The following is an 11,447-nucleotide window of genomic DNA, read 5'->3' as shown; positions in this document are numbered from 1 at the left end:
TAATTAAAGCGCAAGATCGGTCGTTACTCAGCAAGAGGGAAGGCACCGTCAGGGCCTAAGAAGGTACTCGGAGCAATGTTTAGTTCGAAATGGAAGGTTTCCTTTTGGCCATTGCAGCCAGCAAAAACAATCGCCCAAGCTGTATCGCTTCCTGGTTCAGGTATGCGCCAACAGACGCCTTCAATATTGACGTATTTTGTGCCATCGGCATCTTCAGTGATAGGGTAGGCGGTCTCTTCTTGTTGTCCTTTTAAATAGGCTTCTTGATCTTGTTTGGCTTTTTCTATTTTGGCCCTTAGCGTTGGGGAGAAGATTCCATCAGTCTCGCTGTCGTCTTGGCTTGATGAAGGGGGACTTAATTCTAGCAGTGGCGATTTCGCATGTAGGTCTTCGACAAGCTGAGATGACTGCTCTGTCGGCCAATCGGTTTGATGGTTAAACTCCGAAGAGGGCATTTCAGGTGCTTCTATTTGGGCGTCTTTGTTGCTCGTAATGACGTCAGTGGGCTGTTTGCGGTTGACGTCGTTTGATGTGTTTTGTTGTTCATCGCTGACCGAGCTTTCCAATGGTCGACTGTCCGTTGCCAATGATTGAGGAGAAGCATTTGTCTTGAGAATAAAAAGCTCAGGGTGAGTCACATTCGCCCGATCGCTTAACCAGTTTGCTGGTGCCGACCATTCCAGTAACAGTATGTGTAGAACAATGGCGCAACCTAATGCGATGCTCCATGGTAGGATTTTGTTCTTCATTCTGCTTTGTAAGCTAACCTCTGGTGAAAATGACTGTCTTTATCTTGGTGTTCTTATGGGTAAATTCAAGCTTTCTCTGTTTTTCTTTAGGGTAAAGAATATCCAGCTATTTCGTGCGCTAGGGTTGGGAAACCCATGATTGGCAAGGTATACTAGCATCATTAAAAAATGAAGAGATATGACGATGTCTAAGTGGCTAGCAATTTTTATTTTGACCGGACTCATAGTTGCTTGTGGTAATAAAGGTGCGCTTTATTTGCCTGAGAATAATCTGCCGTCACAACTTACATCGTCACAAAATTGAGGATTCCCCTTTGGATTTATTTGCTTATTCAAATCAGACTTTACATGCAGAAGGCGTTGCCTTGTCTGATGTTGCCGAACAATTTGGTACCCCTTGCTATGTTTATTCACGAGCGATGTTTGAACGCCATTATATGGATTATGCCGAAGCATTTGCGGCTCATCCTACGCTGATTTGTTATGCCGTTAAAGCTTGTTCAAATATTGCGATTTTGAATGTTTTAGCACGTTTAGGAGCAGGCTTCGATATCGTGTCTGTTGGAGAACTAGAGCGAGTATTAAAAGCCGGAGGCGATCCTGCTAAGGTCATGTTCTCTGGTTTGGGTAAGCAAGAAGTCGAAATGCGTCGTGCTTTGGAAGTGGGTATTCACTGTTTCAATGTTGAGTCCGAAGCGGAATTGTATCGCTTAGACAAGGTCGCTGGTGAAATGGGCAAACAAGCTCCGATTTCCTTACGCGTGAATCCTGATGTCGATGCGAAGACTCACCCTTATATTTCCACTGGCCTTAAAGAAAATAAATTCGGTATCGACATCAAAGAGGCGGTTCGTATTTATCAAATCGCCAATGACTTACCGAATCTGGATGTGATGGGCGTAGATTGTCATATCGGCTCGCAATTGACTGAGTTAAAACCTTTCTTGGATACGTTTGATCGTTTAGTTGGATTGCTGGAAGAATTGGCCGCCGTGGGGATTAAAATCAAGCATTTGGATTTAGGTGGTGGTCTTGGTGTTCGTTACCGTGATGAAGTGCCACCAAAACCAGCTGACTACGCTAAATTACTGTTAGAAAAAGTCAAAGGCATGGACGTGACGTTGGCGTTTGAGCCTGGCCGTTCCATTGCTGCCAATGCTGGCGTGATGTTGACTCAGGTGGAATTCCTGAAATGTAATGATCATAAAAACTTTGCCATCATTGATGGCGCGATGAACGATTTGATTCGTCCTTCCCTATACAGCGCTTGGATGGACATTGTGCCAGTTTCTCAGCAGCCAACAACGGAAGGTAAGCGTGTATACGATTTAGTCGGCCCAGTATGTGAAACGGGTGACTTCTTAGGTAAGGATCGTGAACTGGATATTCAGGCGGGAGATTTATTGGCTGTTCGCTCTGCGGGTGCTTATGGTTTTACCATGGCATCGAATTACAACAGTCGAAATCGTGCTGCAGAAGTGATGGTGGATGGTGATAAAGCTTATTTGATACGCGCACGTGAAACCATTGAACATCAGTTGGTTGGCGAACAAGTTCTGCCAGACTGAGGAGGTTGTTGTGTTATTGAAGTTTACAAAAATGCACGGTCTCGGCAACGATTTTGTGGTGGTAGATGCGGTTTCTCGTAAGGTGTTTTTTAATAAATCACAAATCGAGCGTTTAAGTGACCGTAACTGGGGAATTGGTTTTGACCAACTGTTGGTTGTTGAGCCACCTTCTAATCCAGACATGGACTTTCGATACCGAATTTATAATTCAGACGGCAGTGAAGTAGAGCATTGTGGCAATGGTGCGCGTTGTTTCGCTAAGTTTGTATTGGATCGCGAACTGACTCATAAACGCGTCATTAATGTTGAAACCAAGCGTGGTGCCATTCAACTTAGAGTGATGGACAATGGACTTGTCACCGTGGATATGGGAGCGCCTAGCTTCGTTCCGGCGGATCTGCCTTTTTCTGCGGAGCTTAACGACGGTTTATACCCGCTAACGGTTGATGGTGAGGATTATCAGATTACGCCAGTTTCTGTCGGTAACCCTCATGCGGTGTTAAAAGTCGATACTTTGCAGGATGAACAGGTACAGAGTCTAGGGGCTAAAATCGAGTCTCATGAGCGTTTTCCAAATAAGGTTAATGTGGGCTTTATGCAAGTGGTTAATTCATCTGAAATTAACTTGCGAGTGTTTGAGCGTGGCGTTGGTGAAACGCAAGCTTGTGGTACTGGCGCCTGTGCGGCCGTTGTAGCAGGTATCAAGCAAGGTTGGCTGGCACCTAAAGTGACAGCGCATTTACGGGGTGGTGATTTGCATATTGAATGGGCTGGTGAAGGCGAACCGATTCTTATGACAGGTCCGGCTGAAAAAGTGTTTGAAGGTCAAATTTACCTATAGAGGCGGTATGAGCGAAGAGGAAATCATTCAATATTTATCCAATACGCCGGATTTTTTTGTGCGCAATGCAGATGTGTTGGATGATCTTACGATTCCTCATCCTGTTAATGGCCGTGCGATTTCCTTATTGGAATATCAGGTCAATCATTTAAGAAAATCGACGGCGGAGTATCGTGGTCAATTTGAACGCTTAGTCGATGTGGCTCGCGAAAATGAATCGACCATGCAGAAAAGCCGTCGCTTGATCTTGGCAGGGTTGAATTGCCGTTCGCTCGACGATTTAGCGGTGGCCGTTGATGATATGGTGAGGGACGATTTTGAAGTCGCTTTCCATACCTTGATTCTATTTGGCGATCATCAAGACAGTTCAATCAAATGTCATAATCTGGATGTTGATCAAGGCTTGATGCCTTTTACGATGAACTTAGAAGAGTGTTTTTGTGGCATCTTACCTGAAAAAGAAATGGCCTATTTGTTTGCTGAAGAGGCGGGGCAGGTGAACTCTGTTGCGGTACTGCCTCTGTTATCTCGTGCTGGTGGCGATATCGAAAAGCGAGGTTTGTTGATCTTAGGTTCAGATAAAGCCACCACTTTTGACCAAGAAAAAGGCACCTTTTTCTTACAGCATTTAGCGGATCTATTAAGTGCCATTTTATTAAGGCTGACACCATGACGGTACTCATAACCTTTGATTTGGACAATACATTGTGGGATGTCTCGCCAGTGATTGTCCGTGCTGAGTACGCGATGGAGTCTTGGTTTGAAGAGCGCTTTCCTGGTTTTTACTTGCAGTATGGCAGTGATGGTCAGCAGGCCATACGACAGCAAATTTTAGCGCAAGAGCCAACCCTGATCGCAGACCTAACGCGTTTGCGATTGTCTATTTATCAACGCGCATTAAAAGCATTTGGCTTGCCAACAGAGGAAGCCAATATGGTTGCTCAAGCGGCGTTAGTGCATTTTTGTGAGTGGCGTCAAAAAGTAGACTTGTTTCCACATGTGAGCGATGTGTTAGCGGAATTGCATCAGGATTATCGACTAGCGGTCATCACCAATGGTAATGCCGATGTATTCCATCCTTATGTTGGATTAGGACGCTATTTCGAATTTGCGGTACGTGCAGATCAACATGGCGTGGCGAAGCCTGCTCCTGAACTCTTTCAATATGCTGCTAATCAAGCCGGTGTGGCGGCAGAAAGTTTGATTCATATTGGCGATCATCCAGTTGATGATGTGCTTGGGGCAGCAAATGCAGGAGCTCGAAGCATCTGGTTTAATCGTCATGGTGCGCGTCGTTGGGGAGAGGATTGGGGTGCTCGTTCTCATGCGGAAATTCACTCTCTATTGGAATTACCTTCGGCTATTCAAGCCCTTACGCAATAGTGTTTTTCTATTGTGGAATTAAAGAGAATCGATTTTTACCCCAGTGATTTAGTGTTACACTAGCCTCATTCATTGAACAATATAGATTTTAAGGAATTTTTTATGAGTGAAAATATTAGCCAAATTACGGATGCTCAATTCGCTGAAGAAGTGTTGAGCTCAGACGTGCCAGTTCTTGTTGATTTTTGGGCTCCTTGGTGTGGCCCATGTAAAATGATCGCGCCAGTTTTAGAAGATGTGGCTGATGAGTTTGCTGGTAAGTTGAAAGTGGTTAAGTTGAATGTTGACGAAAACACTGAAACGGCACCTAAGTACAATGTACGTGGTATTCCAACTTTGATCATCGTTAAAGGTGGTGAAGTAGTCGCAACAAAAGTTGGCGCTGTTTCTAAGTCTCAACTGATTGAGTTCGTTAACAGCGCGGTTTAAGCCTGTTTCGATAAGACATAAAAAAAGCAGCTTAGGCTGCTTTTTTTATGTCTTTATTTTATGTTACCGCTTCAATGCCGCTAATTTTCGAGCAAACGCAGGTGAATGAGAGTTGGTTAACGTGGCGACTACCTGTTGTGCGTAAGGTAAGTATTTTTTCAAATCGCTTTTCGGCATAGGGTCATCGTTGGGCAGTTTCACTGTCACTGGGTTCTTGTGAACGCCATTAATGCGAAATTCATAATGTAAGTGTGGCCCAGTCGCCCAACCGGTTTGACCAACATAGGCAATGATCTTGCCCTGTTTTACGCGAGCGCCACGTTTGGTACCTCGAGCAAAACCTCGTAAATGAGCATACAGAGTTTGGTAGCCTCGTCCATGGTCAATGATGACGACATTACCATAACCGTTCTGTTTGCCCGCAAAGGAAATTTTACCGTCTCCTGCTGCTTTTACAGGAGTGCCACTGGAAGCGGCGTAATCAACGCCTCGGTGTGGGCGGCTAGTTTTAAAGATTGGATGCAATCGATTGGGGTTGAATTTCGAAGAGATGCGTGAAAAGTCGACTGGTGTTCGGATGAACGCTTTGCGCATTGCTAACCCATCAGGGGTGTAATAATGGGCGCCTTTTTTCGTTTGGAAACGAATGGCTTGAAAGGTTCGTCCATTGTTAATGAACTGTGCGGCAATGATGTTGCCATTGCCAATTTTTTCACCGTCCAAGAACTTCTCTTCATACAATACGCTTAGGCTGTCGCCCTTACGGATGTCCAAGGCAAAGTCGATATCCCAACCAAAGATATTAGCAATCTCGATAATGAGTGGTTCACTAATGCCAGCTTTAAGACCATCAACAAACAGTGAATTATTGATCTCTGCTTCTTTATAGGTTTGAACGATTTCAGGGGTTCTAGATTCTGTTGTGCGAGTGAACTTATTTTCCTCTCGTTCAAATATAACGCTGTCTAAACGGTTTTGAATGAGTGTCAATTTTGTTAGCTCACCGCTTTTTTCGTTGGTGGTGAAGTTTAATGTTTGGCCAGGCAACATTCGAACTAATGACTTCTGCTTCTTGTCAGCCTGTGAGACCTTGTAGATATCTTGTGGTGAAATGCCTCTACTAGAGAGTACTTTCGATAAAGAGTCACCGGACTTAACGATGACGGAATGGTCTTTAAAGGTTGGGGCGCTGTTCTTTTTGACGAGGTTATCAGGTGTTGGTACATCGTAACCAGAAACAATGCCAGAGCTTGAAATAGAAGGCATGATGTTGCTTTTGGGCGTTAATTCTTGCAACTCATTTAACATAACTTGCGATTGGTCTATCACCTGTAAGTTGGCATGGATAGAAATGGTTGTTTCGTCAGTAGCCTCATCTGCAGGAATTGCAATCAGGACAATGGCTAGCATGACGCATACCACAGCAATAAGAAGTAGATGCTTAGTGGGTATCAGTTTAATCAAAATATGTACCTAAAATTCTTTGTTAAAGCTCTGTAATCGTACCAATATTACTTTTATAATTGAATGCTTTGACGAAATTAACTCTATAAGAAGTGGATCTATAAAATGACAGTAAGCAGTAACGACCTTTTAACCGACTTGCAAGCTCGTGGTTTGATCGCGCAGATGACCTCAGAAGACGAGCTGAAATCTCATTTGGCGGGTGGCAGTCGTACGCTTTATTGTGGCTTTGATCCTACGGCTGATAGTTTGCATCTAGGTCACTTAGTGCCTTTGTTGGTGTTGAAACGATTTCAAGATGCTGGCCACAACCCGATTGCTTTAGTCGGCGGTGCCACAGGATTGATTGGTGATCCGAGCTTTAAAGCGGCAGAGCGTCAGCTAAATACCTCTGATGTTGTGGCTGGTTGGGCTGAGAAAATTCGTGGGCAGGTGAGTCAGTTTGTAAAATTTGATGATGTTTCCAATCCTGCTCGCGTGGTAAATAACCTAGATTGGGCGGGCAACATGAATGTGCTCGACTTCCTACGTGATATTGGTAAGCACTTCTCAGTAAACGCCATGATCAACAAAGAGTCTGTGCAGCAACGTTTGAATCGTGAAGGCGCTGGCATTTCGTTTACCGAGTTTTCTTATGCTTTGTTGCAAGGTATGGATTTCGCTGAGTTAAATCGCGAGTACGACTGTACCATTCAAATTGGCGGCAGTGATCAGTGGGGTAACATCGTTGGTGGTATAGACCTTTCTCGTCGTCAGAATAAATCGCAAGCCTTTGGTATGACCGTGCCTTTGGTGACGAAGTCAGATGGGACTAAATTTGGTAAAACAGAATCGGGTGCCGTCTGGCTGGATCCTAAGAAAACATCGCAATATGCTTTCTACCAATTTTGGATGAACACAGCGGATGCGGATGTTTATAAATTTCTTAAATACTTTACTTTCCTTGGTATGGAAGAAATTGATGCGATTGAGCAAGCGGATAAAGACAGTACGGGCAAACCACAGGCGCAGTCTATTTTGGCTCGCGAAGCAACGCGCTTAGTTCATGGTGAAGACGGTTTGGCCGCCGCTGAGCGAATTACTCAAGCATTGTTTAGTGGTGAAGCGGATCAGTTAAGTGAACAAGATCTAGAGCAAATTCAATTAGATGGTCTGCCAAGCAGTTCTCTTGCTGAGGCTAATCTTGCGGGAACGCCTCTGACTAGCTTATTGGCAGAAGCGGGTCTAGCCGCTTCAGGTAAGCAGGTAAAAGACGCATTGCAGCGTAACTCAGTATTTGTAAATGGCGAGGCAAAGGGCATGGACGATAACATGTCAGCAGCGGACATGTTTTCATCTGAAAAAGGTTACTACGGCAAATTCTTCCTAGTGAAATTGGGTAAGAAAAAGCACCATTTGTTCACCCTGTAATCGGGCTTAATGTGTGATGTTATAAAAGGTGCTACGGCGCCTTTTTTTGTTTTATCAGTGCCCGTTCGGGATGAATGGTGTATACAGAGTATGGAATTGATTGCGACACAGGAAATGCTATGTCTCACGATAGACAAACCTTAACCACCCCAAATCATTATATAGGCCGTTTATATCGGTTAGCACGAGAGAAAGGCTTGGACGCGGACTCGCTTTTTAAACGTGCCAATTTGGACCCAGGTGTTATCGAAGATTTGTATGTTGAAATTGAAATCGAGAAGCTGGCAGGTATTGTGGAGGGGATTTGGGATTTGTTGCAAGACGAGGCCATGGGGTTAGCCAGCTCGCCTTTACCGGCTGGGGCTTTTTTTATGATGGGGCGTGCCACCGTACATGAGGCGACCTTGGGTAAAGTTCTGCAACTGGCGTGTCGCTTCTACAATATGGTGTCTGACGCTTATGAAATGACACTGAGTGAGGTGGATAATACGGCTGTATTAGCGTTTAAGTTGGCGGATACAAGTTTGGATGAGTCTCACTTGTTTTCAGATATGACCTTATTGGCTTGGCACAGTTATGCTTCTTGGTTGATTCAAGAGCGTATTCCTTTAGTGGCGGTGCATTTTCCATATGCGGAACCACAGCAACATGATTATGCCAAGCTTTATCCTTGCAAGCGTCTGTTCAATCAAGACGCCTTGAAATTGGTTTTTAGTCAATCTTATTTAGCTCGACAGAATGTGCAAAGTTTAGATGCTTTAAAAGCCTACATGAAGCGTTGTCCAATTGAATTATTTTTGAAGCAGCCGGGAGAGATTAGCGTGGCTAGTGACCTGCGAGCCTTACTTAATCGTTCGTTTGGTACCGGTTTTCCTGATATTGATGAGGCGGCTAAGAGCTTGCATATGTCCCGACGAACCTTGATTCGTAAGTTAGAAAAAGAGGGCACATCTTTTCAACAGGTTAAAGATCTTATGCGTCAAGATCGAGCGAGCTACTGGTTATCGCAAGAGGGGATTTCCATCGCGGCGGTCGCTGAAAAAGTTGGCTTCTCCGATGCGGCGGTGTTTGCGCGAGCGTTTCGGCGCTGGACTGGGTTGAGTCCAACTGACTATAGAGCGTTACATGCTCGGGTTTAGTTTTTTGTTTCTGTGCATAAATAAATAGGTTGGCACTATTTGCATTAATGATCGGCATCTTGTGCTATTCCTCAATATCTTTTCCTCGCGTACCTTTTCCTTAATCACTTTATTGAGGAATATTGTATGGCTCATGAATCTCCTACCTCGATTTCTGCACAAGCCTTAAAAGCCGCGGGCGACCTTGCTCAAGCAGAAGACGTTGCCGCTTTAGAGCAAGCGGCAGATGCTGCGGGTCGACATCTTGCAACCACTCGATCCAGTTTAATTGAACGTATGATTTACGGTCCTCAACCTGATATCGAAGAGCTGATTTCGGGTGTCGACAATATGAAACAGTCAGTGACTTCTGAAGCTTCTTCTATACTGCAGTCCGGATTGTCTTGTTTGCAGCAGGGCGAGGCCTTTGGTGAAGATGGAAAAATAACTTCTGCATTGCGTAAGGCAGTGGCCAAAGAAGGAGGGTATGGGTTTACTGTGCCAATTCAATATGGCGGACAAGGTAAACGTTACAGTGAGTTTGCATGTTTAATGGAAAACTTTGCTGCTAATGGTTTAGGGGCTTTATCGGTTGAAATTTCTGGGCAATTAACCATAGGTTCCAGCGCCTTGCTTGGTTATGGCACAGAAGCGCAAAAAAACAAATATTTGCCCGTTATTAGTGGTGGACAACTTATTGCCTTTGCTTTGACTGAGGTCGGGGTTGGGGTGAATGCCAAACGGGTTAAGGCTTATGTGGAAAAGGATGAAGAGAATGCTTGCTGGCGTCTCTTTGCAGAAGGCGAATGCAATAAACTCTACATTACCAGTGCTACACATGGTGGTCTGATGGCGATCGTGGCACGGAAGGGTAAAGACAGCAAAGAGTTGGCGTTGTTTGTTACTGAGTTACCTGAAGCCGACATCGATGGTGAATTCTCTTTTCATTGCCAAAGCTCCAATGTGAGTGCATTTCAACAAAATATTAACTCAAGAATTCATTTTAAAAATTACCCTATCCCTTATGAACAGGAAATTTTAGGCAATGGCGTTGAAGTATTGTTTTACTGTTTAAGAATGGGACGTTGTATGTTGGCGGCACAAGCCGCAGGGTTTCAACGAATGATGGCGGCTGATGCTGTACATTATGCGATTCAACGGGAAGGGGTAGGGGGGAAGGTCATCAAGCATGAACTGCCTCGCTTGGCGTTGGCAAAAATACTGGGGGGCGCGCTTACCGCACAAGCTTTATCGCACCTAGCCTTGGCGCAAGATCAGAACAAAGTAGATCTGGCTGGATTAAGAGACGTTACTAAATCGGCCAGTGCTCATTATTTATTGGGCTCTTTAATTGCCTGTGAACGAGTTATGGGTGGGCGCAGTTTGGATAAAGGTTCTCGTATTTCAGATATTAGGGCGACAGCACATGCTTTTGGTATTGTTGAGGGGGAAGATGATCTGATCCGGCTGGGAATGGTAAGGGACTTAACGAAGTCGTTCACTGAAAACTACATGGCTGGGCTGTTAAATCTTTTGCAACGGGCAAACACGGATAAAAATGGTCGACCAGTTGCTAAGGAAAAACGTATTTTAAAGCTCTCTTTAGGTCGCTTTATCAAGTCGCCAATAAGAATATCTAACCTTCTGTTATCTCTAATAATGAATACGGGATTCTGGCGCCTTTTAGGTTGGGTAACTCGAAATACGGTGTCGAGCCTGATTGATCGTTGCGTACAGTGGCTGCCTAGTCGATTGATGAAACGGTACAAGAGTATACCGTCACCATTAACATCGCATCTAAGGTTTGCAGAATATCAACTTCGACAATGTCGTTGGCATTATTTTAAAATGAGTGCCACTTATCAGTTGGAGTTGACGCAAGCGCAATTGCCATTACAGCAATTAGGCAAGCGCATAGAGACCCTAGTGTGTATTGCAACACTCTGTGCCCATGCCAGTCAGCTTGATGAATCAACGCAAAGAATTGCATTAGCGCAAATTGAAATCTTACGATCGGAGCTAGAGGGGAACACGATGTCGGTAAAGCGTATGGAGTCATTGCGCAGTGCCGTTAAAGGGGTGGCAGAGGATTTATCGCAAGAAGAATGCCGTTTAATTCAGTCGATAAAAGCACAACCCTTTGCCCATCCTTGGGGGGAGTGAAAAGGTTAAAGAAACAGGGAGAAAGTATTTTTCAAAAAACTGGAAGAAAGTACTTGCTAAAAATCTGTAGATCCTTAATATACGCCCTCGCTGACACGGACAGGGCTTCACTCTCTAAGAGAAACGAAGCAGCTTAAGTGTAACGGCAACGCTCTTTAAAATAGATAATCAGATAATTTGTGTGGGCGCTCGCTAGGGCTTCAAAAAAGAAATTGAAGTCTTACGAGAGTCAAACACGTCAATTCGCTTTATTAAGTAAAATTGTGAGTGTTTCGAATTTGAGTGAGCAAGCTTTTTAACTGAAGAGTTTGATCATGGCTCA

The 11,447-nt window shown here is 44.4% G+C and carries 11 protein-coding genes; 9 read left to right on the top strand and 2 right to left on the bottom strand.

Annotated elements, in window-relative coordinates:
• Positions 1 to 23: 23 nt before the first annotated feature.
• Positions 24 to 749: a hypothetical protein gene (locus OA79_RS16895; RefSeq protein ID WP_063334395.1), complete on the bottom strand. Its 726-nt coding sequence runs from the start codon at positions 747 to 749 to the stop codon at positions 24 to 26.
• A gap of 178 nt (positions 750 to 927) precedes the next feature.
• Here OA79_RS16895 and lptM point away from each other — a divergent pair, with 178 nt between their 5' ends.
• The 6 genes from lptM to trxA all read left to right on the top strand — a co-directional run bounded on the left by lptM (position 928) and on the right by trxA (position 4,970).
• Positions 928 to 1,053: an LPS translocon maturation chaperone LptM gene (gene lptM / locus OA79_RS18630; RefSeq protein ID WP_394183796.1), complete on the top strand. Its 126-nt coding sequence runs from the start codon at positions 928 to 930 to the stop codon at positions 1,051 to 1,053.
• Positions 1,054 to 1,063: 10 nt separating this feature from the next.
• Entirely contained in the window at positions 1,064 to 2,317 is a 1,254-nt protein-coding gene (gene lysA, locus OA79_RS16890) for a diaminopimelate decarboxylase (protein WP_063334394.1), read from the top strand.
• 10 nt (positions 2,318 to 2,327) lie between these two features.
• Complete coding sequence (dapF, locus tag OA79_RS16885) at positions 2,328 to 3,158, top strand: diaminopimelate epimerase (RefSeq protein WP_063334393.1); 831 nt, start codon at positions 2,328 to 2,330, stop codon at positions 3,156 to 3,158.
• Between the two features lie 7 nt (positions 3,159 to 3,165).
• A complete protein-coding gene (locus tag OA79_RS16880) occupies positions 3,166 to 3,831 on the top strand; it encodes a DUF484 family protein (protein ID WP_063334392.1) in 666 nt (221 codons plus the stop codon).
• Positions 3,828 to 4,541 (top strand): HAD family hydrolase, encoded by a 714-nt coding sequence (locus OA79_RS16875; RefSeq protein WP_063334391.1) that lies wholly within the window; start codon positions 3,828 to 3,830, stop codon positions 4,539 to 4,541. The genes OA79_RS16880 and OA79_RS16875 overlap by 4 nt, the downstream gene beginning before the upstream one ends.
• Positions 4,542 to 4,643: 102 nt before the next feature.
• A complete protein-coding gene (gene trxA, locus OA79_RS16870; protein ID WP_063334390.1) occupies positions 4,644 to 4,970 on the top strand; it encodes a thioredoxin TrxA in 327 nt (108 codons plus the stop codon).
• A gap of 63 nt (positions 4,971 to 5,033) precedes the next feature.
• Here trxA and OA79_RS16865 read toward each other — a convergent pair whose 3' ends face one another.
• Complete coding sequence (locus OA79_RS16865; protein WP_231908905.1) at positions 5,034 to 6,434, bottom strand: peptidoglycan DD-metalloendopeptidase family protein; 1,401 nt, start codon at positions 6,432 to 6,434, stop codon at positions 5,034 to 5,036.
• Positions 6,435 to 6,539: 105 nt separating this feature from the next.
• Here OA79_RS16865 and tyrS point away from each other — a divergent pair, with 105 nt between their 5' ends.
• The 3 genes from tyrS to OA79_RS16850 all read left to right on the top strand — a co-directional run bounded on the left by tyrS (position 6,540) and on the right by OA79_RS16850 (position 11,125).
• Positions 6,540 to 7,844: a tyrosine--tRNA ligase gene (gene tyrS, locus OA79_RS16860; protein ID WP_063334388.1), complete on the top strand. Its 1,305-nt coding sequence runs from the start codon at positions 6,540 to 6,542 to the stop codon at positions 7,842 to 7,844.
• 119 nt (positions 7,845 to 7,963) lie between these two features.
• Entirely contained in the window at positions 7,964 to 8,983 is a 1,020-nt protein-coding gene (locus OA79_RS16855) for an AraC family transcriptional regulator (RefSeq protein ID WP_063334387.1), read from the top strand.
• Between the two features lie 126 nt (positions 8,984 to 9,109).
• Positions 9,110 to 11,125 (top strand): acyl-CoA dehydrogenase family protein, encoded by a 2,016-nt coding sequence (locus tag OA79_RS16850; protein ID WP_063334386.1) that lies wholly within the window; start codon positions 9,110 to 9,112, stop codon positions 11,123 to 11,125.
• Positions 11,126 to 11,447: the final 322 nt, after the last annotated feature.

The organism is Marinomonas sp. TW1 (genome assembly GCF_001625355.1).
Lineage (GTDB): Bacteria > Pseudomonadota > Gammaproteobacteria > Pseudomonadales > Marinomonadaceae > Marinomonas.
This window is presented reverse-complemented; position numbering and strand designations above follow the sequence as displayed.

Bases quoted from the DNA above. Each gene is read 5' to 3' on its own strand.
- lptM (WP_394183796.1), top strand. From the start codon at position 928: ATGACGATGTCTAAGTGGCTAGCAATTTTTATTTTGACCGGACTCATA.
- OA79_RS16855 (WP_063334387.1), top strand. From the start codon at position 7,964: ATGTCTCACGATAGACAAACCTTAACCACCCCAAATCATTATATAGGC.
- OA79_RS16895 (WP_063334395.1), bottom strand. From the start codon at position 749: ATGAAGAACAAAATCCTACCATGGAGCATCGCATTAGGTTGCGCCATT.
- OA79_RS16880 (WP_063334392.1), top strand. From the start codon at position 3,166: ATGAGCGAAGAGGAAATCATTCAATATTTATCCAATACGCCGGATTTT.
- tyrS (WP_063334388.1), top strand. From the start codon at position 6,540: ATGACAGTAAGCAGTAACGACCTTTTAACCGACTTGCAAGCTCGTGGT.
- trxA (WP_063334390.1), top strand. From the start codon at position 4,644: ATGAGTGAAAATATTAGCCAAATTACGGATGCTCAATTCGCTGAAGAA.
- OA79_RS16850 (WP_063334386.1), top strand. From the start codon at position 9,110: ATGGCTCATGAATCTCCTACCTCGATTTCTGCACAAGCCTTAAAAGCC.
- OA79_RS16875 (WP_063334391.1), top strand. From the start codon at position 3,828: ATGACGGTACTCATAACCTTTGATTTGGACAATACATTGTGGGATGTC.